Annotated in this window: 25 protein-coding genes; 13 read left to right on the top strand and 12 right to left on the bottom strand. The window is 45.5% G+C overall.

Annotation, left to right across the window (positions count from 1 at the left end):
• Positions 1 to 17 precede the first annotated feature (17 nt).
• The 4 genes from NFI80_RS16000 to NFI80_RS15985 all read right to left on the bottom strand — a co-directional run bounded on the left by NFI80_RS16000 (position 18) and on the right by NFI80_RS15985 (position 4,202).
• Complete coding sequence (locus tag NFI80_RS16000) at positions 18 to 1,097, bottom strand: DUF4249 domain-containing protein (protein ID WP_235165189.1); 1,080 nt, start codon at positions 1,095 to 1,097, stop codon at positions 18 to 20.
• A 146-nt stretch (positions 1,098 to 1,243) separates the two neighbouring features.
• Positions 1,244 to 2,041 (bottom strand): LytR/AlgR family response regulator transcription factor, encoded by a 798-nt coding sequence (locus NFI80_RS15995; protein ID WP_235165188.1) that lies wholly within the window; start codon positions 2,039 to 2,041, stop codon positions 1,244 to 1,246.
• A complete protein-coding gene (locus NFI80_RS15990; protein ID WP_235165187.1) occupies positions 2,038 to 3,117 on the bottom strand; it encodes a sensor histidine kinase in 1,080 nt (359 codons plus the stop codon). Before NFI80_RS15990 ends, NFI80_RS15995 begins: the two co-directional genes overlap by 4 nt.
• A complete protein-coding gene (locus tag NFI80_RS15985) occupies positions 3,114 to 4,202 on the bottom strand; it encodes a sensor histidine kinase (protein ID WP_235165186.1) in 1,089 nt (362 codons plus the stop codon). The genes NFI80_RS15990 and NFI80_RS15985 overlap by 4 nt, the downstream gene beginning before the upstream one ends.
• A 309-nt stretch (positions 4,203 to 4,511) precedes the next feature.
• Here NFI80_RS15985 and NFI80_RS15980 point away from each other — a divergent pair, with 309 nt between their 5' ends.
• Both NFI80_RS15980 and NFI80_RS15975 read left to right on the top strand, forming a co-directional pair.
• Entirely contained in the window at positions 4,512 to 4,901 is a 390-nt protein-coding gene (locus NFI80_RS15980) for a LytR/AlgR family response regulator transcription factor (RefSeq protein WP_235156786.1), read from the top strand.
• A 112-nt stretch (positions 4,902 to 5,013) separates the two neighbouring features.
• Positions 5,014 to 5,226, top strand: coding sequence for a hypothetical protein (locus NFI80_RS15975; protein WP_026631134.1), 213 nt, complete (start codon positions 5,014 to 5,016; stop codon positions 5,224 to 5,226).
• 5 nt (positions 5,227 to 5,231) lie between these two features.
• Here NFI80_RS15975 and NFI80_RS15970 read toward each other — a convergent pair whose 3' ends face one another.
• The 8 genes from NFI80_RS15970 to NFI80_RS15935 form a co-directional block, all read right to left on the bottom strand.
• On the bottom strand, positions 5,232 to 5,627 hold the full coding sequence (locus tag NFI80_RS15970; RefSeq protein ID WP_235156787.1) for a type II toxin-antitoxin system VapC family toxin: 396 nt from the start codon (positions 5,625 to 5,627) through the stop codon (positions 5,232 to 5,234).
• On the bottom strand, positions 5,609 to 5,845 hold the full coding sequence (locus NFI80_RS15965; protein ID WP_235156788.1) for a hypothetical protein: 237 nt from the start codon (positions 5,843 to 5,845) through the stop codon (positions 5,609 to 5,611). Before NFI80_RS15965 ends, NFI80_RS15970 begins: the two co-directional genes overlap by 19 nt.
• A gap of 62 nt (positions 5,846 to 5,907) precedes the next feature.
• Entirely contained in the window at positions 5,908 to 6,855 is a 948-nt protein-coding gene (locus tag NFI80_RS15960; protein ID WP_235156789.1) for a D-2-hydroxyacid dehydrogenase, read from the bottom strand.
• 151 nt (positions 6,856 to 7,006) lie between these two features.
• Entirely contained in the window at positions 7,007 to 9,388 is a 2,382-nt protein-coding gene (locus tag NFI80_RS15955; RefSeq protein ID WP_235156790.1) for a M1 family metallopeptidase, read from the bottom strand.
• Positions 9,389 to 9,420: 32 nt separating this feature from the next.
• Positions 9,421 to 10,032 (bottom strand): HupE/UreJ family protein, encoded by a 612-nt coding sequence (locus NFI80_RS15950; protein WP_235156791.1) that lies wholly within the window; start codon positions 10,030 to 10,032, stop codon positions 9,421 to 9,423.
• Between the two features lie 209 nt (positions 10,033 to 10,241).
• A complete protein-coding gene (locus NFI80_RS15945) occupies positions 10,242 to 11,591 on the bottom strand; it encodes a beta-helix domain-containing protein (RefSeq protein ID WP_235156792.1) in 1,350 nt (449 codons plus the stop codon).
• Positions 11,592 to 11,663: 72 nt separating this feature from the next.
• Positions 11,664 to 14,480, bottom strand: coding sequence for a TonB-dependent receptor (locus tag NFI80_RS15940; protein ID WP_235156793.1), 2,817 nt, complete (start codon positions 14,478 to 14,480; stop codon positions 11,664 to 11,666).
• Between the two features lie 117 nt (positions 14,481 to 14,597).
• Positions 14,598 to 16,088 (bottom strand): M14 family zinc carboxypeptidase, encoded by a 1,491-nt coding sequence (locus NFI80_RS15935; RefSeq protein WP_235156794.1) that lies wholly within the window; start codon positions 16,086 to 16,088, stop codon positions 14,598 to 14,600.
• Between the two features lie 281 nt (positions 16,089 to 16,369).
• Between NFI80_RS15935 and hisH the strand changes: the two genes are divergently transcribed.
• From hisH to porU, 11 genes are all read left to right on the top strand, one after another.
• Positions 16,370 to 16,960: an imidazole glycerol phosphate synthase subunit HisH gene (gene hisH, locus NFI80_RS15930; RefSeq protein ID WP_235165185.1), complete on the top strand. Its 591-nt coding sequence runs from the start codon at positions 16,370 to 16,372 to the stop codon at positions 16,958 to 16,960.
• A gap of 10 nt (positions 16,961 to 16,970) precedes the next feature.
• Positions 16,971 to 17,693, top strand: coding sequence for a 1-(5-phosphoribosyl)-5-[(5-phosphoribosylamino)methylideneamino]imidazole-4-carboxamide isomerase (hisA, locus tag NFI80_RS15925; RefSeq protein ID WP_235156796.1), 723 nt, complete (start codon positions 16,971 to 16,973; stop codon positions 17,691 to 17,693).
• A gap of 4 nt (positions 17,694 to 17,697) precedes the next feature.
• Positions 17,698 to 18,471: an imidazole glycerol phosphate synthase subunit HisF gene (hisF, locus tag NFI80_RS15920; protein ID WP_233795064.1), complete on the top strand. Its 774-nt coding sequence runs from the start codon at positions 17,698 to 17,700 to the stop codon at positions 18,469 to 18,471.
• Positions 18,472 to 18,555: 84 nt separating this feature from the next.
• Positions 18,556 to 19,185 (top strand): bifunctional phosphoribosyl-AMP cyclohydrolase/phosphoribosyl-ATP diphosphatase HisIE, encoded by a 630-nt coding sequence (hisIE, locus tag NFI80_RS15915; protein WP_235156797.1) that lies wholly within the window; start codon positions 18,556 to 18,558, stop codon positions 19,183 to 19,185.
• Positions 19,186 to 19,198: 13 nt separating this feature from the next.
• Positions 19,199 to 19,534, top strand: a complete 336-nt coding sequence (locus NFI80_RS15910) for a phage holin family protein (protein WP_026631145.1) — start codon at positions 19,199 to 19,201, stop codon at positions 19,532 to 19,534.
• Between the two features lie 59 nt (positions 19,535 to 19,593).
• Entirely contained in the window at positions 19,594 to 19,932 is a 339-nt protein-coding gene (locus NFI80_RS15905; protein WP_235165184.1) for a phage holin family protein, read from the top strand.
• A gap of 99 nt (positions 19,933 to 20,031) precedes the next feature.
• Positions 20,032 to 20,454, top strand: coding sequence for a hypothetical protein (locus tag NFI80_RS15900; protein WP_233795067.1), 423 nt, complete (start codon positions 20,032 to 20,034; stop codon positions 20,452 to 20,454).
• Positions 20,451 to 21,224: a phosphoglycerol geranylgeranyltransferase gene (locus NFI80_RS15895; protein ID WP_235165183.1), complete on the top strand. Its 774-nt coding sequence runs from the start codon at positions 20,451 to 20,453 to the stop codon at positions 21,222 to 21,224. The genes NFI80_RS15900 and NFI80_RS15895 overlap by 4 nt, the downstream gene beginning before the upstream one ends.
• A gap of 151 nt (positions 21,225 to 21,375) precedes the next feature.
• Positions 21,376 to 21,555 (top strand): hypothetical protein, encoded by a 180-nt coding sequence (locus NFI80_RS15890; protein WP_233795069.1) that lies wholly within the window; start codon positions 21,376 to 21,378, stop codon positions 21,553 to 21,555.
• A gap of 68 nt (positions 21,556 to 21,623) precedes the next feature.
• Positions 21,624 to 22,238, top strand: a complete 615-nt coding sequence (locus NFI80_RS15885; RefSeq protein ID WP_235165182.1) for a SprT family zinc-dependent metalloprotease — start codon at positions 21,624 to 21,626, stop codon at positions 22,236 to 22,238.
• Complete coding sequence (porU, locus tag NFI80_RS15880) at positions 22,216 to 25,608, top strand: type IX secretion system sortase PorU (RefSeq protein WP_235165181.1); 3,393 nt, start codon at positions 22,216 to 22,218, stop codon at positions 25,606 to 25,608. The genes NFI80_RS15885 and porU overlap by 23 nt, the downstream gene beginning before the upstream one ends.
• The last annotated feature ends 76 nt before the right edge of the window (positions 25,609 to 25,684 follow it).

Raw genomic sequence — 25,684 nt, 5'->3', positions numbered from 1 at the left:
CCTTTCCAGTGCAGCGGTTACCAGAATTTGGGTTTTTCCAATGTCCCGCCCTGCTCCCGGCAGTCGGTGCAGCTGGGCGGGGCGCCCAGGAGGAATTCTCCCCTCAGGCCTGTGTATGACAGTAATAATGAGGTAGTTTCGAGCCCGCATTGCCTGCTGCTCATGGGGTTGCATACTACGTCAAATGTATCGGGCATCATGCAGGTCGGGAATCTTCCAAGCTTCGGGGTGATCGTAAGCCTTTTTGTTTCTTCGGTTGATGCGCTGAAATACCCAAACACGAGTTCTTTTCCGTCCTTGGTGTTTTTGATATTGCCGGTAACCTGCGAAGGTTGGGGATCAAAAAGGCTTCCTGTTCCCTGCGTGGTTTTGGAAAGTGCCGTCCAGTATTCGAACGCAGGCCTGGAAAGGCCATACTGCCGCACCAGTACGCTGTATTTAATGTAAAGTTTATTAGTCGAAACAGGGACTTTGAAAAGTGGCAGATCTTTGATAATGTCACTGGAAAGTTTCACTGTTGTCCCCAACAGAATGCTTCCCGAGCGCATATTTCCCCAACATTGATTAATGTCTTTCGTCCGGGAAACATATTTCTTGTCAATCACTTCGATGCCCGTTTGGTAGGCCGCGCGATATTCCCAGGTTTCTTCAAATTTCCAGCGGTAAAACTGTGTCTTTCCCTGCGCATCGTGGGCGTTTACGTAAAATATCATTGCATCCTGGAAGTTGTCAAACTTGGTGGTCAGGCTGTCGATGGCAGGTGTAACGCTAACCGTCACGTAATCAGATAAATATTCATTTCCATCCTGCGTCTTGATCCGGATCCGGTATTTGTCGGCGGTATTGTATGGCCGGGGTGGAAGCTCATACAAGCCCGCACGTGACTCAGTAAACGCATTCACTTCTCCCGATTCCGATTCGACCGAAACAGTTGCATTGGATTCGATCGTCGGGCCGGCCGTTTGATTTACATTTTGCGTTCTCCTAAGTTCTATCCGGCTGGTGTCTTTCCCCACATTCAGAAATCCATCCACAACCAAATGATTTTCAACAGAATTGACCTCAGGCGGAGAGAACGGCTCAATGCAGCTATCCATAAAGAACAGCATGGCAAAAGAAACAAACTTAAGTAAACGATATCGCATAGCCACTTTTCTCACTAAGTTCTGAAATTGTCAGTAAAACGAGAAACAATGTATCAAAATTTATCATCGGATGGTTACTTATGCTTGTGGGTAACACCTTACTTCCCCATCCATTTCTTAAAATCGTTCGTCTTTTCGCGGCTTACGATGGATTCTTTTTCGAAGGTTGGTTTTAATGTCAGGGCCAGGCGGTTGTTGTAGTAGGGTTGGATCTGGGTTACGGATTGGTGCGTGACGATGAGGCCGCGGTTGATGCGGAAGAAGCGGTCGGGATCGAGAAACAGCTCCAATTCATCCATGCGATAATCCACGACGAACTTCTGACCCTGCTGGTTTTTGAAGAAACTAACCCCGTCTTCAATATAAAAGTAAGCGATTTCCGAAATCTCGACCGACATCATCCTTGCACCCTGCTTCACCAGAAAACGTTTGCGGTAATCCGCGGCTGGCTGTTGTAATTGCAGGTTTTTGAGGATGTTTTCCAGGTTAGCAGGCAATGCTGGCATTTCTGGTTTCCGCTGGTTTCCGGTGAGGTCGTAGAACTTCCTGATGCTGCGTTGCAGATCTTCCTGCTGCACGGGTTTCAGCAGATAATCAATGCTGTTGACCTTGAATGCCTGTAATGCATATTCGTCATAGGATGTTGTGAAAATCACGGTGCTCCTGATTTCTATACGGTTAAATATTTCAAAGCTTTGCCCATCTGCCAGCTCAATGTCCAGAAAAATAATGTCCGGCTCGGCGCTGCCGGTTTCGCGGTTTTCCGAAATCCATTCCACCGTGGCTTCAATGCTGGGTGTAATGCCTTTGATTACAAATTCCGGAGCGGTCTCTTCCAGCAGTTTTGTGAGTTTGCGCACGGCAAGCTTCTCGTCTTCAACAATTAAGATATTCATTGGTTATCAGGATTTTGCATAAGCAAGGGCAACAGTACGACAAAGTGGTCGGTGCTCAGGTCGATCACGGGCTGCCTGTCGGATAGCAGCCTGTATTTAGCCTCAATATTGGCAAGCCCCAGCCGGGTTGATTTTACGCGGGTTGATTTTTCCAAAAGGTTATTACGCACTTCCAGCTGGTCATTGTCGATCGAAGTAATGGCTATCAGAAGCGGATTTTTTTCCAGAATCGTATTGTGTTTTACGGCATTCTCAACCAGTAATTGCAATGTTAAAGGCGGAATATATTTGTTTAAAGCGCTGTCGCTCACATTGATGACGAGTTCCAGGCCCGTATCGTATCTGGTCCGCAAGAGGTGATAATATGATTTGATAAAACGGATTTCGGTGGCCAGCGTCGTGAGCTCGTGCTGGTTGGTTTGCAGCAGATAACGGTAAACCTTCGCCATTTCATCCACAAACTGCTCGGCCCGGGCAGGCTCGTCATGGATGAGTGCCGAAAGTGTATTCAGACTATTAAACAAGAAATGCGGGTTAACCTGGCTTTTCAGACTTTGGAGCTGTCCCTGTAATCCGGCCTTTTTGATGGCTTCTTTATTGATCTTGATCTCTTTCCATTTCCGCAGCGAATAATTTACTTCGTACAAACAGGTCAAAAGCAGGATCGCCAGCATTTCAAACAAATACACATTTATCATTTTCCCGAAATCCAATTGTGCATTCAATGGCCGGAAATGAATGATGAATAGGCCATATGTCGTCACATAGACGCCCGTAAGGACGCAAAATGAGAGCGCGGTGTACACTGCTCTTTTCAGTGACGAATGGATGGATGGATATGTCTGAGCAATATATTGCGCCGCCCAATCATGCGGAATAAATGCCAGAATGGTCATAGCCAAGACCATTAATGTACCCAAAATAAAATTTGGAATGCTCGCAAAATAAGGATCACCGATGAGCAAATAACTGATCGTGGGCACAAACCAGGGCACAAGCAGGACAAACATCCACCTGCCAAAGAGGCTCAACCATATCAGCTGGCCAATGTGCTGAAATCTGTAATGTTTTATCATGTATAGATCAGGGGCAAAAGCACTGTGAATTCTGATCCTTCTTCCTTGATCTGAATGGTTCCAGCCTGGTTGAAAAGCATTTTATAGCGTGATATCAATGTGGCCAGACCGGCATTGCTGAATGGCGTGCGCACGGTCCTTTTTTGCAAATTATTGACCACTTCCAGCTGGCCGGTGGCGGTGGTCCGGATAGCAATCCGCAATGGATGGTCGGCGGAAACAATGTTGTGCCGGATCGCATTATCGATCAATGTTTGCAATGTTAAGGGCGCCATTTGACCATTCAAATACAGATCAGCGGCTTGAATGGAAATGCTTATGCCGTTTTCAAAACGCGTCTCCAGTAAGTAAATGTACGAGCGGATGTAACGAAGCTCGGCGTCGAGCGTAACCATGTTTGTTTCACGGTCGGGGCCGTTGACACTCAGCAGATAGCGGTAAACTTTGGACATCTCGTCCACGAATTTCTCAGCCGTAGCAGGCGACTCTGAGATCAGTACAGACAGGGAGTTAAGGCAATTGAATAAAAAATGAGGGTTAACCTGCTGTTTGACCACTTCCAGCTCGGAAAGCAATTGCCGCTGTTCCATCTGCTGCAATTCGTCCTGATTGGTTTTCCACTGCATGAATGTATAGGCCAGTTCCGTAAGCCCCGCACCGATCAGCGAAGCCGCAAGAAGCAGGAATACAGACCACATGGCCCGTTCACGCTGGATCGAAAAGCCAAATAAATGAATCCGATCATAGGCCAGCAGCACCGCCATCAGAATACAAACATTAACAATTGAATAAAGCACAAACCAGAACACCACGCGGAAAACGGACTGGTGTGTGTCGGGATATATTTTGGCAATGATAATGGCGATGATCTGATTGATGTGATTGGCTATCAGGCAGAGTATAAGGTTAATAAAGCTCCCGCCCAGGAAAACCCGCAGGTCCGAAAAGTAAATGCTTCCCCACATCAGGTAACCTACCACCGGAACGAGCCAGGGGATCACCAATACAAGAATGAAGAAGTTTAGACGGTTTTTTCGAAGCGTATCAAAATACTTATCGAAATACCTGAACCGGATTCGCATCATAGTAAAAACAAGAACAGCAAAAATAGGAACGCGGGAAATCCGGCAGAAACGGATCGGCTGTCAATTGTATAAAAAAAGTGCTGAAATGTCACTAATCTCCTTCCAAACTGCTTACCTGCGACTTTCAGGTAAACTATTGGTGAAAATGGCGATACATACAGATCATCCACCAAAAAGTGTAATACAGATACCAAATCTTACAGTACGGATAATATCTGTTTCCCACCGCAACAATTGCGAGCGAATTTTGTGTCATTCTAATAGCCAGGGCATTACCCTAAAATCAATTTAACTTTTATCTATTAAGCCATGAAAACAACTTTAATGAATCCATTCTCCTGGACAGCCGAACCCGCCGACGTTGACAATGCTCACCTCATTGCAGTGCACATGCACGGCAAGATCTTGTGGGTTTCTGCACAAGAGATCACGTTTCTGGAAGGGGAAGGGAACTACACTTACATTCATACGCGTCAGGGCAAGAAATACCTGGTGTCCAAAACGCTGAAAGTAGTGGTGGAGATTTTGAATGTCGATTTTATCCGGATCCACAAATCATACATTGTTAATCCAATGTACATTACGGCACAAATCGAACCTGACACGCTGTTGCTAAGCTGCGGACGGAAGGTGCCCATTGCAAGAAGAAGAATGCGTGAAATCCATGAAATGCTTGCGGGTGAATCCCTGGCAGCGTAAGGATTATATAGAAGGAAGCCCCGGATCTGCAAAGATCCGGGGCTTTTTTGTTTCCCGTCGAGCGGGCACGGATATTTAACGTCTTGCCGAAACACTTAACACGGCATCGATTATGGCTAAGAAAGCAAAGAAAAAAGGCGGCACAAAAGCGAAGACCAGCGGCAAGAAAAAGAACAAACTAGGCGTTAAAAACTCCCTTGTCAACAACATCAACGCCCGAAAGAAAAAAGGAACCTCCCGCCCCAAAAGCAAAAAAACAGTCAGCAAGAAGTCCTATACCAAGATGAAAAAGAACTGGGGTAAGGGAAAGAAGACTCGGAAGTAGGGTTACTAAGTGTATTTTCTTGGGTTAATGTATTTTAACCCAGACACTTTTCCGAAATCCGAATCATTATCCGAAAGCAGGATCAGGTCGCTTGTTAATGCGGTCGCAGCAATGATTGCATCGGGAATTTTGATCCTATAAGCTTTTCGTATTTCAATCGTCTTTTGCACGATATCCTCGGCAATGCCAAATTCATTGGAAATTTGTAGGAACTGCTTTATAAACTGGGCGAGATGATCGCTTTTTGGGGCAAAGCCTAATAATTCAATCCGGGATATAACGGAGATTTGGGCGTCGCCTGCATCTATTATCGAATCGATCAGATCAAGACCATTCTCGGAAAGTTCTTCGGTTAAATATTTTGTAACAACATTCGTGTCAATCAGATATCTCTTTCCCATTCATTCCTGATATTGTCGAAGTAGCTTTGGATTTCTCTTTTGTCGGCATCTTTCCAGGCACCTCTCAATTGCGTAGAAGGGCGCGCCATTGATTTTTTTTCTTCTTCCGCGACCTCATCTGTAAAAGTTACAAAAACTTTGACACGCTGTTTAACGGCCGGTTTCTCTTTCAGGATGATCTGTCCGTTTTCATAAATCCCTTCAACTGCGGTAAGCATAATCTTTTAGTTTTATAATCAAATATAAACATTTCGGGTAACAAATGTTCCTCTAAATGGTTTTACGAAACCACATTCTCCGGTTCTTCGTGCATGTAGCTTTCGAGGTTGTTGGCGACCATTTGGAGGAGTCGCTTTCTGGCTTCGAATGTGGCCCAGGCAACGTGAGGGGTGATGATGCAGTTGGGGGCGGATAGGAGGGGATTGTCGGCTTTTGGTGGTTCTGTTGACAATACGTCGAGTCCGGCTCCGGCAATGATGCCGTTTTTTAGTGCTTCTGCAAGGTCATGCTCCTGGATAAGCGGGCCGCGCCCGGTGTTGAGAATGATAGCATTACGCTTCATGCGGGCGAGCCGCTCTCTGTTGACGATCTCTTTGGTTTCGTCGGTTAAAGGGCAATGCAGGCTTACTACATCACTTTTTTTAAAAACTTCTTCCAGCGAAACCATTTCAACTCCTTCCGTTGGCGTGGGATGCTTCCTATATGCAATCACATTCATCCCGAATGCCAGCGCAATTTTCGCAACCTGTGATCCAATGTCTCCCAAGCCGATCAATCCCATTGTTTTTCCTGCCAGTTCGGTTAACGGTGTTTTCCAATAACAAAAATCCGGTGAGGCCACCCAATCACCTGCAAACACACTCTGACTATGCAGCTCGGCATGGTTCACAACCGCCAGGAGCAATGCAAATGTCTGCTGCGCCACGGAAGCAGGGCCATATGCCTTCACATTGGTAACTGTAATGTTGTGTTTTCTGGCCGCATTGATATCGATATTATTATACCCCGTCGCCATTACACCAATGTATTTCAATTTCGGCAGTTGATCCAGGATCGCTTCTGTCAGCACGACTTTATTTACCAAAAGCGCCTCCGCTTCCTTCGCCCGTCCGATAATTTCCTCTTCACCAGAGCGGTCATAAATATCGACATGCCCCAGCTTATGGATCGGTGCCCAGTCCAGGTCACCAGGATTAAGGGTATAGCCGTCAAGAATTACGATGTTCATGCTAATCTATTGAATTATAAACGTTTATGAATTGAATTTTGAAATTACATAACTTCTATTTTGAAATTACATAGAATCCATTTTGAAATAACATAAAAAAACCTCCCCGAAACAAGGCTCGGGGAGGTTTCGTTTTTTTATTAAAAAAGCTTTAATTCTTCGGATCGGTGGTGACTTTTCCGGCGCCAGTTCCTTGCATTTGCATGGGGTTAGGCGTCTTTTTGAGTTGCTGCTGCTTGAAGATCTGGAACCTTGTGGGCGCAGCTACGCGCGGGAAGGCGTTGTTTTCTGTATCAATATCTGCGATTTGCTGGTATGGGTCCAATGTCCATTGCACGACTTTCTTTTTGGTGGAAATCACCTTATTAATCTTTGCGTCGTTGAAGCGCCAGATTTCTGCGGGGAATACGGCCACAGAATCAGTGCCGTCCTCAAAACCCATTTTCACGATCACCGGCATGGGCAATCCGCCTTTGTTTTTGATAGAAAGGGTGTAAAAATTGCTGTTTTCCTGGATCAGCGCCTTTTCATTGTCCGAAAGTGTCGCCAGATATTGGTTGTATTTCTGTTTGTCCGCTTCCGTAACCTTGAATGGATCATAGCGGTTGTAGAAGTCGGCCATGGTGGAATCCTGTGCAACAACGGTTTCGCCTTTGGTTTTGGCATCCTGCATTTTACTCATTGTCTGCTGCTTACGCGCGGCTTCTTTACGCGCGATTTCCTTTTCAATTTCCGGATTCTGGGTATCAATGCTAAACCAATCCACGCTTACAAGGTCCTGATCCACAGCTTCGGTTCCATAAAACCAGCCTTTCCAGAACCAGTCCAGATCCACGCCTGAGGCATCTTCCATGGTGCGGAAAAAGTCGGCTGGGGATGGACTTTTAAATCTCCATCTTGTTGCATATTCTTTGAATGCATGGTCGAACAATTCACGGCCCATAACGGTTTCGCGGAGAATGTTCAGCGCAGTTGCTGGTTTCGCGTAAGCATTTGGTCCCAAGCCTATTACGTTTTCTGCGGAGGCCATAATAGGCGTCAGCACAGACTTGTCAGACGACATATAATCTGTGATCTGGTTAGGCTCACCGCGGCGGGTAGGGAAGTTGTAATCCCACTCTTTCTCAGCCAGATATTGGCAGAATGTATTCAAGCCTTCGTCCATCCAAGCCCATTGACGTTCATCGGAATTCACGATCATAGGAAAGAAGTTGTGCCCTACTTCATGGATAATCACCCCGATCATGCCATATTTTACAGCCTCGCTGTAAGTCCCATCTTCCTCAGGACGGCCGCCGTTGAAGCTGATCATCGGATATTCCATCCCGCCTCCTGCAACGCCATGGCATGAGATTGCAACTGGGTAAGGATATTCAAATGTGCGCGCGCCGTAAGATTTCAATGTGTGCGCAACGGCACGGGTCGAATATTGCTCCCAAAGCGGATTCCCTTCTTTTGGATAAATAGACATGCACCAGATCTTGCGGCCGCTTTTGTAAACATCGGTTTGCATGGCATCCCAGATGAATTTGCGGCTGCTGGCAAATGCAAAATCACGTACATTATCTGCTTTGTAAATCCACGTTTTCTTGCCTGGATTCTTATTTTCGCGTTTTTCTGCTTTTTCTGCTTCGGCTTGGGTAACGATCAAAACGGGCGTTTTGGAAGTTTCAGCTTGTTTCAAACGTTGCTTTTGGGTTGCCGTAAGCACTTGTGCATAATTTTGGCATTCGCCGCTGGCTGCCACCACGTGATCGGCGGGAGCGGTGATGGCCACTTTATAATTTCCAAAGATCAATGCAAACTCACCTTGTCCTAAAAATTGCTTGTGGTTCCAGCCATTAATGTCGTCGTAAGGCGCCAGGCGTGGGAACCAGTGGGCGATGAAATAGTTAGCATTGCCGTCTTTCGGGAAAAACTCGTAACCGCTGCGTCCGTAATATTCGGTAACATTATAAGTCCAGTCCACACCAAAAACATAGCTTGTGCCGGACTTCAATGTCATCGGCAAATCAATGCGCATCATGGTTCCGTTGATCGTGTAAGGCAATACTTTTCCCGCTTTGTCCTTTACTGAACCTATTTTATAACCATATTCAACATTCGGGTCAAGGGATGAGCCGCGGCCGTTGTTTAATGCTGCCAGCTGCGCTGTTGACATTCCTTTTTCACTTACCGAGCCTGTTCTGGAAGTGGCACCGATTCCGTCTTTTTTGAAAAGATTTTGGTCAAGTTGCAGCCAGATGTATTTCAGGTCGTCCGGGGAGTTGTTGAAGAATGTAATGGTTTCAGAGCCGATGATTTTTCTTTTATCATCATCCAGTTCCACTTTAATGTCATAATCAGCGCGGTTCTGCCAGTATTCACGTCCCGGCGCACCAGATGCTGCCCGGGTTGAATTCGGTGTTGGAAGCATTGTGCCCAATTGTTCAAAACGATCGTTCGCTTTGTAATTGGGATTTGGAGGAAGTTGCTGCGCCATGGCAGAAACCGTAATAAGCAAAATCAGTAACGGGAGAAGTGCTCTTTTCATATTAGTTGGTTATTGAGAATAATGCAGGTTATTTAGGCTAAAAGGCTGTGCAGGAATTCGTTATTAATGATCAGTGAAAGCGACATGCCGACGATAATGCCGGATAAAATATGGATCCAGCTCAGGCGCTGGACACGAAGGATCTCGATCATGAAAAATGCAATGGACAAAATGACAAAAACGATGATCAGTTGACCCAGTTCCAGTCCAACATTAAAGCCCAGCAACGGACTCACAATGTCTGCTTCTTTTCCTAGTAATGACCTCAGATAATTGGAAAAGCCCAATCCGTGGATCAATCCAAAAAACAATGCGAGCGGATAACGAACCTTTGAAGCTTTCTCATGCTGGCTGAAAGACGCTTTTGGAACAACATAAAAGAAATTAAGGACGGCCGTAATAACAATGGTAACCGGAATGAGCAGCTCAATCCAGTCCGGGTTCACATTCACAAAACCCAATGTGGAAAGCGCGAGCGTAATGGAATGGCCGATAGTAAAAGCAGTAACCAAAACGATCACTTTTTTCCAGTCGATGAGCGTGTATACTGTACAAAGCGCCATAATGAAAAGGATATGGTCGTAGCCAAGGGAATCGGTAATGTGGGTGAAACCTAGTTGTAGGTAAGCCTGGAATTCGGACATTAAATCGTATTAAAATGTATTCGTATTTGAAAAAATACTTGTCAAGACAAAAAAGCGAATTCGAATATATTCTATTCGTCTCATTATTACAAGATGAAAGCTAATTACGAGTGCCTTAGCGACCTTTACCAAAACATCGGGCACAAAAAAAAGACCGGAAGCATCTGCCCCCGGCCTTTCGAAATTCTGACACCAATTATATAAGACTATTATTTCTGAATTTCGTAGTTGGCATTCTGTGGATCCCAGTTAGCCCATTTGTCAGTCCAGTCGGTTGTTCCGAATGCACCAACGACTGTGTTTGCTTCGAATCCTGCTGGCAATGTTGCGCCGCCGGTCAATAAAGCAGAACCTGTCGTTGGCAAAAGACCTGGCTTAGCAGTGATTGAGTTGTAACCAGTTGACAGTTTAAGATCAGCAACAGCAGCCACTTTGTTTTTGCTAGCAGCAGGAGCGAAAAGCGCCAATGTAGTGCCTTCGATCACACCTTCTTTCGGAGTTCCAGTTATAGCCACTGTATTTCCGTCCATTTTGATTTTTCCGGTTGTAAAGTTGGCGATTGTGGTTTCATCCTGAATCCTTACTGCGGAACGTGGCCATTCACCAGTCACCAATGTGTTATAAACCGAGATCGCAGAGTTTCTTCTGATACGCATAGCAGAAGCAAATTTCGCGTTAGGCGTTCCGCTTGCCATAGCGATCGTAACATTGGCAAATTTAGCCGAAGTCTGAGGCGTTGCGGGCGAGCCCGCAGCGTCATTGTCAGACTCAAAGCCATTTGAATCACCAGCCTGATCCGCTACCGCCGGGTCACGAAGGATAAAACCGTATTGAATGTTTCCTGAAAATCCATTGTCTGTATCGAAATCATCGTCCAGACCGCGGTAAGCGATCAAATGTTTTGCATTAACAGCTCCACCAAACCATTCGTAAGAATCGTCGCCTGAGTAAGAAACCTGCACATAATCAACCTCTGTTCCTGAACCCACGCCACCGAATGTAAGACCATTGATCTCTTTATCTGTTTCGTAAGCGATACCAGCGAACTCGATACGTACATATTTAAGCTGTCCTGAATTGTCAGCTGCGTCTGTTCCGCCAAATTTAGACTGGTTTTCTCCTTCAATTACCGCGTCTGGCTTGTTAACCGGCGCTTTTCCAAGGATGATCAATCCACCCCAGTCACCTGCTTTACGCTGTCCGGCTGGTTTGTTTGAAGTAAAGATGATAGGCTTGTCAGGTGTTCCTACTGCTACGATTTTCGCGCCTGGCAAAACGATCAGAGAGCCTTTTTGAACTCCGTCCCCTTTGATAATGGTTCCTGGCTCGATATTCAATGTTACGCCGGATTCAACATAAACAAATCCTGAAAGCAGATATTGGTTGGAAGCAGACCACGTGGTGTTGGCGGTAATTCTGCCTGAGATGGTTTTCATTTCTCCTACCGGCGTTACAATGATATCATCGTCATCTTCTTCGTCATCGTTCGTGCAAGAGAAAGACCCGAACATTGTAAGCCCTAACATCAGCAAGCTCAAAAGTTTACCTGTGTTTTTCATAAATTCAATTGTTTGTTTTTCTGTTTTAAAGTACTCTGGTGATAAAAAGAGCCGGTTTACGACTTGTGGTTATTAAAATTTGTAATTGATTCCGATGGTTGAGTAGCTGCCTCTGCGGTAACTCTGGTACGACTCATCCACGCTGGTGATTTTTTGATCCTGGTTGCTATCCTGGATCAGGCGGAAGCGCTGGTTAAGCAGATCCTGGATTCCCAATTTGATTTCAAGATGTTCTCCCAAAGCCTTCACAATGTTTAAATCGATCACGTTTCTTGCCATTTCATAAACGGTTGGCTGTAAATCGCGGTCACCCACAAGGAAGATCCGGCGTCCTACGACATTGTAAAGTGCATTCACCTGCCAGCCGCGGTTCACATCGTTGTAATAAACTCCTGCATTGATCAGGTAAGGCGATTGTCCTTGAAGCTGGCGGTCATTTTCTTGTCCTGCGAAGCCTGTTAACACATTGCTATTGATCACAGATGCATTTAGCAAAACGCTCAGGTTGTCTACGAATGGAGAAACAGTCAGGTTTTTAAGGGATTTGCGCAGCTCAATTTCAGCACCATAAGTGTAAGCCGATTTTGCATTATCCACATAGAATGAGACGCCTGAACCTGCGTAGCGGATACGTGTTTCGATCGGGTTAACAAAGTGCTTGTAGAATGCCGCAACCGAAATCATTTCGCCTTCTTTTGGATAGAACTCGTAACGCAGGTCGACGTTCTGGATCGAAGGCGTTTTCAAATTCGGGTTACCAACGCGGGACACATCGAAGTTAAAGTCATAGTAAGTAAATGGCGCCAGTTCGCGGAACTCAGGGCGATTTACAGAAACCGAGTAAGCCAATCTTACCAGCGATTTTTCAGTGAAGTTGTAAGCCAGGTTAGCCGAAGGCAGGAAGCGGAAAATCGGGTTGTTCACGCGGATACGTTCGCCGCTACCACGCTGTCTGCTTTGCAGTTTCTGAATGTTGTTCTCGATACGCAGACCAACAGACACATTGAATTTTTTAGTAAAAGGAATGTAAGAACCCACATAACCTGCCATTAATGTGTTTTGGGCGGTATACTTATCATCTGTGTTGGTTCTTTCTGCGTAGTAAAGCTGATCTCTTCCAATGTTTTGTGAATCAAAAAGCTGAGCTGGTGCCTGGCTTAGCAATTCTTGTGAAGCATTGCCTGAGTTGGTCAAATTGAACCATCTTGCTTTGAATGCTCTGTCCTTCATTTCACCGTAAGCACCTGCACGAAGTTTGATCTGCATACTTTCGTCATCTTCGTAAGCGCTGCGTTCGAAACGGTGTTCAAGATCGGCGCGGAAAGAGCTCGTGTATTCGGTTAGTTCAGAATAAAATCTCGCTCCTCTTGTTAAGCTGGCGTTGCTTCCCGGAACAAGTTCCACCTGGAAAGGGCCGGTTGAACCTATCGGACGGGTTGAAATAAAGCGGCGATAATCCGGTTCGCTGCGGATGGTCGTTCCCAATGCGCCCAGCCATTTCAATGTTGTATGTGCGCCCAGCTCGTGCGTTCCGCCTAACTGGCCAGAGTAAATGCTTTTGGACTCGTAACGGAATGCGTAGTTCTGCACTTCAACATCATTGTCTGTATTGTAACCCTGACGGAAGTTGGTCTCTTTATTAGAAAGCTGGTTGAACAGGTTTCTGAATTCGATCTTGTGATTCGGATTAATGATCAATGCCCAGTTAGACATCACGCCCAGGCGGACATTGTTTTGATACAATTCATCCTGATACGAGCTTTGAATGTCTGATTTCTGTTTTTCAGTATTAAAGCTCAGATAACGGAATTGTGTTGTTGGTAAAAACTGGTGTGTAGATGAATAGTTGACATTATTGAATGTGGTCAACTTCATGTTCCCAAGCTCGAACTTGTGGTTGTAACCCAGTGAAGCGCGAAGGTCAGGCGTTACTGATTTTGATTTCAGATCATAAAACTCCGGCAGGTTGCGGAATGCGTTCAATGTTGCGTCCGAAGGCCCGTTTTCGTTTTGCAATCTTTTTGTCGAAGGGAAACCGTTTGGAAGTGCTCTGTCCGGTGCACCGAAACCAGTCCAGTCCAATGATGAGCCTTTGTAATCAAGCACATTTTGGAATGTTGTGTTTCCGCGGTAACCGCCCGTTAAGCTGAATGTAAATCCGTTGTCGTCGGGGATTGTTTTTGTATAAATTTTGATAATTCCACCTGCAAATTCACCTGGCAATTCAGGTGCACCGGATTTGTAGATCATCATCCGGTCAATGGCTGTGCTTGGAATCAGGTCAAATGAGAAAGATTTAACGTCAACCTCGGTTGAAGGCGTGATCGCATCATTCAACATTACGGTGTTGTAACGCTCGTTCAAACCGCGGATAATTACGAAGCGGTCGTCCTGAATAGAAACACCCGGCACGCGGCGAACCACTTGTGAAGCGTCACGATCCTGGGATTTCTGGATCTGCTGGGCAGAAATACCAACGGCGATTTGCTCGGCCTGCTTGATTTCGGTGATAACGGAAACGTCGGTGAAGGATTGACGTTGTCCTACGATCTTAACCTCTTCCAGGTTCGCCACATCTTCCTCAATGGTTGTGTTGATGAGGACCGCCTGATTTGGATAAACTTCAATTGCAATTTCTTTCGGCTTGTAAGAAACGTAGCTTACGATAACCGTTTGCTTTCCTGTGGGGATATTCTGAATGTCGAAATTTCCTTCAACATCTGTTGCTGTTCCGATGGGTGGAGTGGAACCTTTTAAAACAACGCTGGCTCCGATGACAGCTTCTTTGGTCTTGTAATCAACAATGTTCCCCTTAATCGAACCCGTTTGAGCGTATACCAACGTGGTAGTGAAGAGGAAAAATAAGAGAGAGGTAATTTTTAAGTTCATGTCTTGTGTCAGAATTATTTTCTGATACAAAAGTAGACTGCCAATATTACCTCAATGTTACCCCCATGTTATGGCTCAGTTATTTCGGAATGTGGTTTTTCGTTTAAAATCAAGCACTTACTCAATAATCCCGTTTCCTTTTCCGGCTTCAAAGTCTTCCAGGTCGTAAACGAAGCCATTGATGACCGCATACTTCACTACGGCGCCTTTTTTGAGGATAAATGTTGCTGTATTGCCTAATCCAGGCGTTCCGGAAGGAGCAGCTTGCCCGCTTCTGAGGACATGCAATGGCGTTGTTGTAAAGTAAAGACCGAGGGCGCGGGTGTTGCTGTCGGATGCAAGACGGACGTAGGTGTAACCTTGTTTGAGCAGACTTAATGCATTGAGTTTACTGACCTCGCTTACATTCTTATATGTCGTGGGATATACCTTGCCTTTTTCAATGGTTAATCCTTTTGCATCAATTTCTTCACTGCCGAATTGCGGATGCAGGTCGCCGAAGTCCTCGATTTTGCTGTAATAAAAGAATTTGGTTGCATTGGAATAGCTTACTTCATTCCTGTTAATGCCCAGATCCGCCAGAAACGACTTCCCGGATTGCTTAACTGTTGCATTGCGCACCACGAGATCATAAACCCATCTTCCGTTTTCAGGGATTTTGTAATAATCGTCGCGTTTTTCTTTGGTAAGGGAATTGTCAGCGATTTTGTCCAATGCCGAAAGGATCGCCATGAAATTGAGCTTCCTTATATATTGTTTTTCTGGATCGCCTACATAGCCACCGGATTCTATCAGAACCAATGTGGTTCCCCATTTCTGAACATTATCACCAAAGCCACGAGGTTCATGATCGTCGGAATAGCGTGCAACCTGACCGGGAATGTATTTTTGCAAAACCTTATTCATGCCCACGATCAGCTGCATGGAACGCTCGCGGACGGGGTTGATATTCAGCTCGTAATCGTAGGACGTAGCCAGGAAGGAAATGGTCGCAACCTTGGCGCTTCTGCCAGCCGAATAGCGCGGGCTCTGGTCGTGCAGGTTGAAGCCGTAATCGGGTTTCAGTTGATCCACCAAACCTTTCAGTACCACTGCTTCGGGCGTTTGCCGGGAAGCGGCATCACGGTTCATGTCGATGCCCTGCATGGTGCGGCGCTGGTAACGTTCGGCGCCGTCGGGGTTGAGCATGGGAACAAAATACAATGTTGTTTTTTCGAGCAGTTCTTTGCGGAAATCGTCGAAACCGTCGTTTTTGCCTTCCAGGAAATTAAATATGTCAAAGCTCGCCATGGTTGCAGTAGGCTCATCGCCATGCATTTGTGTCCATAGGAGCACTTTTTTCTTGCCCGTGCCGACTTTGATCATTTGTAACGTCCTGCCTTCAAACGACTGGCCGACGGTTTCGATCTTGTAAAGCGGGTTGCCCTGGCGCTTGGCGATGAGCGGAAGAATGTCTTTTTGCTTGAAGCGGCGCTGTGTTAGTGTAGTCTCGCGGTAAGTGTCGTGCACTTTAAAAAGCCGGTTCGGCAGCTCGTCAGACTGTGCCTGGGATGTAACGGTGGTCAAGGTAATTAGAAAGAAAAATAGTTGTGAAATGATAATGCGCATGATCGTACAAAGCCGTTTTGTAATCGCAATGTACAAGAATTTTCTAAGCAAATTTTAATGTAATATTTGTTCGTATGCTTTCTGCTTTTAGCAAATATTACTTACATTTGTGCATGTTTAAAGCTGAAACAAATCATCATTTTCATCAAGGCCATATGGCTTTCGGACGTCTTGGGTGATGTGTTTTTGCAAGTAGTGTTGTAATAAGGTTGAATACATAGTATCCCAGAAGCCCGATTTTCAAAATCGGGCTTTTTTTGTTTTGCCTCAAATCACATTGGATGAAAACAGTCATTATTAAATACAATGCAGGCAATGTGCAGTCGGTCATGTACGCCCTCGACCGCATTGGCGCAAGTTACCTGTACACCGACGATGTTGAAGAAATCCGGTCGGCGGATAAGGTCATTTTTCCGGGTGTGGGCGAGGCCAGCACAACGATGAACTACTTGCGCAAAGTGGGCTTGGATAAAGTCATTCCGACATTGAAGCAGCCTTTTTTCGGAACTTGTATCGGCATGCAGCTCATGTGCCGGTTTTCGGAGGAAAATAACACGGAATGCATGGGGATTTTCGATGTGGACGTAAAACGGTTCCCTGCAACACCAGACTTAAAGGTGCCGCATATGGGCTGGAACAACATTACAGGCTATAAAACTCCGCTTACCACGGGTTTGCCCGACAATGCTTATGTTTACTTCGTGCATAGTTATGCCGCGCCGGTTTGCGAGTACACCGTTGCCAGCTGCGAATATGTGCTTCCGTTCAGTGCTATGCTGCATAGGGACAACTTTTATGCAGCGCAATTTCACTGCGAGATAAGCGGCGACGCGGGGCAGCAGATCCTGAAAAACTTTTTAAACATTGTTTAAACCCTTTGAAATGATTGAAATAATACCAGCCATTGACCTGATCGAAGGAAAATGCGTGCGCCTTACCCAGGGCGATTACGGACAAAAAACCATTTACAATGAAAACCCGCTCGAAGTAGCGATGCAATTTCAGGATGCCGGACTGAAACGTTTACACCTGGTGGATCTGGACGGAGCGAAAGCGAAAAAAGTTGTGAACTGGAAGGTTTTGGAAAAAATCGCTTCAAAAACTTCGTTGCACGTTGATTTTGGCGGAGGCGTTCAGTCGGACGAGGATTTGAAAGCAGTGTTCGAAAGTGGCGCAAAACAAGCTACCGGCGGTAGCATTGCAGTTAAGAATCCTGAGCTTTTTTTGAACTGGCTTTCTGTTTACGGAGGCGAAAAGATCATTCTCGGAGCCGATGCAAAGAAAGAGAAAGTAGCAGTAAGCGGCTGGGAAGAGGGGACGGAGATCTGGGTTTACGATTTTGTTGAGAATTATGTTGATAAAGGTGTCAAATATACGATCAGCACGGATGTGGCGAAGGATGGTTTGCTGCAAGGCCCATCGTTTGACCTATATAAAAATTTGCAGGACAAATGTCCCGACCTGAAAATTATTGCTAGCGGCGGAATAAGTGGGTTGGCAGATGTGGAAAAGCTGGCCGAAATGAACATTTACGGTGTGATCATCGGGAAAGCAATTTACGAAAACCGGATCAAGCTGAGCGAGTTACAGCGTTTTTTGAATTAAAATTATGCTAACAAAACGAATAATCCCATGTCTGGATGTAAAGGACGGGCGAACAGTGAAGGGCGTTAATTTCGTCAATCTTCGCGACGCGGGCGACGCGGTGGAATTGGGAGCATTATACGCGGCCCACGGTGCGGACGAGCTGGTTTACCTGGACATTACGGCCACGGTTGACGGCCGTTCCACATTCATTGACCTTGTGCGGAAAGTGGCGCACACCATTAACATTCCATTTACGGTAGGCGGCGGGATTTCCTCTATTGCGGACGTTTCTGCATTGCTGCATGCGGGTGCGGATAAGGTTTCGATCAATTCGGCGGCGGTAAAAAATCCGGATCTCATCAATGAGCTTTCGCTGGAATTTGGAAGCCAGTGCATTGTGGTTGCGATTGACACGCGTTACATTGAAACGGAAAACGGGCAGGAGCACATTGTCCACACGCATGGCGGGCGTAAACCTACCGAACTCCGGACCATTCCCTGGGCAAAAGAAGTGGAAGACCGTGGTGCCGGCGAAATTTTACTTACTTCGATGGACACCGACGGAACCAAGGCTGGTTTCGCTTTGGAGCTTACGGCAACCATCAGCGGAAATGCGAACATTCCGGTGATCGCTTCCGGTGGGGCGGGAAATATGGAGCACTTTTACGATGTTTTTACTGCCGGAAAAGCCGATGCGGGCCTGGCAGCAAGTATTTTCCACTTTCGGGAGATTGATATTCCGGATCTGAAAAAATACCTTCACGATAAAAACCTGCCTATGCGTATGACGCGCTGAGGCGGGAGGTTTGTCAACTATTACCGGCAACATTCTTTAAAATAGCCGGAAAGAATGCAACTTTGTCCAAATGACTAAACTACAATGAGCGAGACTTTTTCAACTATTGACTTTAATAAATCCCCGGACGGGCTTATACCGGCTATCATTCAGGATATCAACACCAACAAAGTGCTGATGCTCGGTTACATGAGCCAGGAAGCACTTGAAAGAACGAAGGAACTGGGGACCGTGACGTTTTTCAGCCGCAGCAAGCAGAGGCTCTGGACGAAAGGCGAAACTTCCGGCAACTTCCTTTTTGTGAACGAGATAGCCGCTGATTGCGATGGGGATACCATCCTTATCAAGGCGACTCCCGCTGGCCCAACCTGCCACACCGGAGCAGATACATGCTTTGGGGAAAAAAATAGTCAGGATACCCGAATCGGGGAAGCATCTTTTCTCAATTACCTGCAAAAGGAAGTAATCCGGGAAAGAAAATTAAACCCCCTGGACGAGTCATACACCAGCAGCCTGTTTCGTAAGGGGATCAATAAAATAGCGCAGAAGGTGGGAGAAGAGGCCGTGGAAGTTGTGATAGAATCCAAGGATGACGATGCGGATCTTTTCAAAAATGAAGTATCCGATTTGCTTTTTCACCTGCTCGTCCTTTTGGAGCAGAAAAACATTGACTTAGATGAGGTAATTAGCGTACTTCGTAGCCGTCATCAATAAAAATAACCTGCTTATGAAATTAATAATACGTCTGTTAATCAGTACATTAGCAATTTTACTTGCTGCTAAGTTAATTCCAGGAGTTGTTGTAGCTAGCACAACCACCGCCATTATTGTGGCTATTGTGCTGGGGATTTTAAACACATTTTTGAAACCCGTATTGCAGATTCTCGCACTGCCGATCACGATCATGACATTGGGACTATTCTATTTTGTTGTGAACGTTTTCATCATTTACCTTGCCACCTATCTTGTTTCCGGGTTTTCCATAGACGGGTTCATTCCTGCACTGCTTTTCGGTTTCGTCGTTTCTATCATTTCAGGTATTCTTGGTATGTTTTTGGATTAGTGTCAAGTCCAGCTCCGTAAGAGCCTTAAATTGATACACATGATTGAAAACTACTGCTTATGCTTAGTCAACTAGAGGAAATTAAGGACACGCTTTTTAAGTACTTCGAGACCCGTATCGATCTTTTTAAAATCGAAACAAGGGACAAGATTGAACGTGCGGTTGTAATGGGGCTTTATGGCGCCATTCTGCTTTGTATCGCGCTTACAGTGCTTATATTGATGGTAATTCTACTCGGGACGTTCCTGAACAAATGGCTCGACAGCGATTATCTGGGCTATCTGATTCTGTTGGGCGTGTTCATTTTGAAACTGGTAATCTGGATTGTCTTCAGAGAAAAGCTGATTCAGTTTATCCGTGGAATTATCGTTCGTTTTGTCAAAATAAAAGAGGATTAACACTTTTGAAATAGTATTTTGGGGAAAAATTCACTCAAATTGCTATTTTTGGGTTCCTTTTGAAAATTTCTCAGGTTCATCATTAAACTAAAAAATGAAATGAGTGCTTCAATAGATTCTTCCGTAAAGATCACCAAACCATTCTCATCTGATACGGATAAGGATAAGCAAGACCTACTGCTCGACGCGGATTTATATAAGGACAAGCTTGAATTACAATGGAGCGGTTTGAAAACGAACGCTACTGAATATGGAAAGAAAGCATTGATCATCGGCGGTGTGGTGGCAACCACATATGTTGTAATGAATGCAATTTTACCAAAAAATAAGAAAGACGAAAGGGCGGCAGAGGAAGAGGCTGAGGCATATGAGCGAGCTCAGGCATTCAAGGCAGGAGAGGCTAAACAGAAAAGCAAATTTGCGGTTGGAGCAGCCGTTCAAAGTTTAGCCTGGACGTTGGCAGTAGGGTGGGCGCGCCAGAAGCTTAAACATTTAATTGCAGATGATAGAAAAATCGAATGAAAACAGCGAATCATAAAATCGCAGACCTCCTTTCAGCAAGAAAAATAGAGAAAAGGAAATCGTTTGCTGTTCTCTTGGATCCTGACAAAATTAATTTTTCAACATTTCCGAAATTCCTGGAATTCGCGGTTGAGCATGGCGTTGACTTTTTTTTCGTAGGAGGCAGCCTCATTACCAATTACGCGATTGACCAGCTTATTGCCGCTATACACGAGCACACGAACATTCCTGCTATCCTTTTCCCCGGAAGCAGCCTTCACATCGATCCTTCCGCCGACGCGGTCCTTTTCCTTTCCCTGATTTCAGGGCGCAATCCGGAACTTCTTATTGGTCAGCATGTTATAGCGGCGCCGATGTTGAAGAGAAGCGGAATTGAAGTTTTGCCTACCGGTTATCTATTAATCGAAAGCGGAAAGCTCACAACCGTTTCATATATCAGTAATACTACACCCTTACCAAGGGACAAGCCTGGCATTGTAGCTTGTACAGCATTAGCGGGAGAATTTTTGGGCCTCAAACTCATGTTCCTGGACGCAGGCAGCGGCGCACAATTCCCGGTTACATCGGAAACCATCAGAGCTGTCCGCGAAACCGTGGACACACCCATCATCGTAGGCGGCGGTATCGATTCGTATGAAAAAGCGGATGCCGCACTGGGCGCGGGAGCCGACGTAATCGTAGTCGGTAACGGAATAGAACAAAACCCGGACCTGCTTCCCGAAGTTGCAGCATGCGTAAAGGCTTTCAATAGGAAAACAGAAAGCGTTTAAGGAAACAATAGGAGATTTTATTGTACAAAATAAAGGGATTTGGGTGTTTTCTAAGGAAATTTTAAGTTCTTGGAAAAATACAATAGCAAACGTTAGGAACATTCGATTTAATCCTGCTACATTTGTATCGAACCTTAATTACACCCAAGAAATGAAAAAAATATTTGCACTTGCGTTCGTTGCCGGGATGGTAACTTTCGCTGCTTGTACTAGCAAACCAGCTGACGAATCTGCTGATACTACTGCTGTAACTGTTGAAACTCCTGCTGTTGATACTGCAATGGTTGATACAATGGCAACAGATTCAGTTGCTGCTGATTCAGTTAAGTAATTAGACGTACAAGTCGAAATTCGTGAAAAGCGCTATGAAAATAGCGCTTTTCTTTTTTTATTTAAGGAATGAAAAACATATCCTTCGGCCTCCATGTTCCCCAGGAGGCAATCGCATATTGCGAGGAGTTACACCAGGTTTATAAGTTTGATTTCTTTCTCTCCCGGCCCCGCCGCACCAGATTGGGCGATTTCACAGTTCGTCCGCGCTGCACTCCCAGAATAACGGTTAATGTTAATCTCAATCCCTACAACTTTCTGATCACGTATCTACATGAAGTGGCACATTGCGTGGTGCATTTGAATTATAAAGTCCGGCTGAGAAAGCGTGTTGCGCCGCATGGAGTGGAATGGAAGCAGGAGTTTAGTAAATTGTTGCAGCCTGTCCTGAACGAAAATCATTTTCCGGCAGATATTCTTGATGCATTAATACGTTATGCTAAGAACCCGAAGGCGTCAACTGGCGGTGACCTGATTCTGTATAATGCAATCCGCAAATACGACAGTCAGGAGCTGAATGCATCAAGGATAGCATTGTTTCAGCTTCATGAAGGAAGTAATTTCGTGTTTCAGAACAGGTTATTCGTCCGTGGATCGCTCAGAAGGACACGTGTGCTTTGCACGGACAAAGCTTCCCAGCGTCTTTACACCATTCCAGCCCATGCATTGGTTGAAGCATGTTAATGTGCGTGATCGCCTGATCCATTCAGTGTTATGCTGTTTGGGATTACTTATTTCTTTTTCTTCAAAAGCACAGGAAAAATCTATTCTTTCAAGCGGTAACTGGTTCAAGCTGGCAGTTACGGAAACGGGTATTCACCGTCTGGACGCAGCTTTTTTCAAAAAGCTGGGCATTAATGCATCAGAAATTGATCCCAGGCAAATCCAGATTTACAGCCAGCAAGCAGGAATGCTTCCGCAGGCTAATAATGCATTAAAATCCAATGCATTGCTGGAAAGTGCGGTTTGGGTTGCAGGGGAGGCCGATGGTAAGTTTGATGGCAACGACGCGGCTTATTTCTATGCCGAAAGCCCGCACGAAATCTTATACGATTCTGCAAAGGCAGAGTTGAAGCATCAGATTAACATATACACCGATTCCAACTATTATTTCCTGACCTATGGACAGCAAAATGGGCTTAGGGTGAAGCCTTTGGCGGCACTTGCTTCTTTGAATGGCAAAGTGATTAATCAGTTTGATGACTATTGGTTTCATGAAAATGAAAAATACAACCTGCTTAAATCAGGCAGGGAATGGTGGGGCGAATATTTGAACAATTCGCCGCTTGCCTTCACGGCGAACATTCCCGACATTGTTCCGGCGTCGAAAATAAAGCTGCGTACTTCTGCGATCGGTGCAGCACAGATCGCCACCAAATTTCTCTGGCAACTGAATGGCAAGCAAGTAGGAGAGTCTGCCATTGGAACCGTCAGCGCCGGTACTTATGATATCAAAGCATTACGGTCCGATGCAACATTTACAGTAAATGCAGACAATGCGCCAACTGAGGCGTTCAGCATCGCTGTAAACTACGAGCGAAACGGGCAGAATTCCGCACAAGGATATCTGAATTACATGGCCTTACATGTGAAACGACAATTGCGCCGCTACGATAATCAGCAGGTTTACAGGTTTTTACCGGAAATTGCTGACACGGTTACCTATGAATTCGCAAATGCAATTCCAGAATGGCAGCTCTGGGATGTGACTAATCCGCAGGTTCCATCAGTCGTGAATCGAAATATCCAGAACAGCATATATTCATTTACAACAAGAGGCGGGAAGCGTAGCAGACAATATATAGGCTTTCTTGCAAGCCAGGCGATTGAGCCGGTCTTTTTGCAAAAAATTGATCCGCAGAACATTATCAGCAATGCTACGCCAGACTTCCTGATTGTTACACCCCCGGCATTCAGGCAAGCTGCTGAAAGGCTGGCTGCATTCCGCGAAAGTAATGATGAGCTGGAAACGCTGGTTGTGACTACGGACGAGATTTACAATGAATTTGGAGGAGGAAAGCCCGATCTGACCGCGATAAGGGACTTTGTAAAACACCTTTATGATAAAAAGCCTGAGAAGCTGAAATATCTGCTTTTGTTCGGTGATGCAACATTTGATTACAAAAATCTTTTGCAAAATCAATCGGAGTCACAGCAGAGGCTTTGGGTGCCGGTTTACGAAAGCCGAGAGTCACTAAATCCGGTTTATACGTATTCTTCGGATGACTATTTTGGTTTCATGAAGGATGGCGAGGGCGCATGGCTGGAATCGGCTTCGAGTGATCATACGATTGACATCGGGGTAGGAAGACTTCCGGTCAAAACATTGGCTGAGGCGGAGCTCAGTGTGGACAAATTGATCCGCTATGGTTCGTCCGGCCGTGGTTTTGGGAATTGGCGGAACACCATTCAGTTTGTTGCTGACGATGGCGATGGTAACATTCACCAGCGTCACGCGGACGAGCTGGCGACATTGCTTCAAAACGATTTTATGCCTTCACGGGTGTTCATTGATGCATTTCCACAAAATACAGGTGCAGAAGGACAAAAGGCTCCAGCGGTAAATCAGGTGATCAACAAAAAGATTAACGAGGGCACATTAATCCTGAACTACACGGGTCACGGGGGCGTGAGCGGCTGGGCGGAGGAACAGGTCCTGACGCTGGCAGATATGCAATCGGCGCGCGGGATAGATAATTTGCCACTGCTTTTTACAGCGACTTGCGATTTTGGTCGATACGATGATCCCGGGTTGGTTTCAGGCGCAGAATTGATGGTTTTAAGTCCGAGAGGCGCAGCCATTGGTGCCATCAGCACGACGCGGCCGGTTTATTCCAGCACCAATTTCACGCTTAGCAAAGCATTTTATGAAGCTTTGGTTAATAAAGATCCGAGCCGGAGGTTAGGCGATCTTTTCAAAGAAACCAAAAACAAAGCGCTGGTAGGAAGCCTGAACCGCAATTTTACATTGCTTGCGGATCCGTCGATGAAGCTCGCCCGGGCTCAGAAAGCAATCCGATGGGCAGAAAAGCCGGATACATTGCGTGCATTGCAAAAAGTGAAGCTGAAAGGGCAGGTCTTTGACGCAGTTACAACATTAAAGGACAGCAAGTTCGAAGGCATTGCACGCATTGTAATATATGATAAGCAAACCACATTCAAAACGCTGGGTAATGAAGGCAAGCCGGAAACTTATTCAGAGTTTCGCAGCAAATTGTTCGATGGCAGTGTAAAGGTGATAGGAGGGGAATTTATTTGTGAGTTTGTCATGCCAAAGGATATCGATTACCGTACGGGAATAGGCAGGGTCAACGTCTATGCTGTTCAGTCAGACAGTCTTGGTGACGCCAGTGCACAGCTGAGTGTTACCATTGGCGGCAGCGCGATCCCCGAAATCGACAACACACCGCCGCAACTTACGGCCTATGTGAACGATCCGTCGTTCAGGGATGGCGACGTTATTGAGCCGTCGGGCAACTTATACATTTCTGCCAGCGACGAAAATGGGATCAGTATTTCCAATGCGGGGATCGGGCATGATATCACGATGGTTGTCAATGACACGATGTCGGTTAACCTGAACGAATACTACACAGCGGATACGGGTGATTACCGCAAGGGCGTCATCAATTATCCGTTTGAAAACTTACCAACCGGTAAATATGTAATTAGAGTAAAAGTCTGGGATACTTATACTAACTTCTCTGAAATTGCGTTCGGTTTTCAGATAGGTGCATTCAAGGGCATCAAACTCAACACGCTGAAAGTATATCCAAACCCATTTGAAAAAGATTTGTCATTTGAACTGACACATAGCAGGGAAAATGATGATGTCGAAATAGTTTTTAATATATTATCAAACAATGGGCAGTCTCTGGGACATTTCCGCAGACAATATTTCAACATTGAGTCAACCGTTAAAGAAACATTTGACGCTGCTCAATCAGGATATTGGATACCGAAGCTTACTTCTCTTATTTACCAGTTAAGCATCAGGTCCTTAAAAGATAATTCCAGCGACCAGCGGTCCGGTAAGTTGGTCCGTTCTCCTTAGTTTAATAAAACTTATCATTTTTTTAGTAATAACTATCTTTCATTGTATTTTTGACCCTTTAAAGAAGCTGATTCAA

The organism is Dyadobacter chenhuakuii (assembly GCF_023821985.2).
GTDB lineage: Bacteria > Bacteroidota > Bacteroidia > Cytophagales > Spirosomataceae > Dyadobacter > Dyadobacter chenhuakuii.
This window is presented reverse-complemented; position numbering and strand designations above follow the sequence as displayed.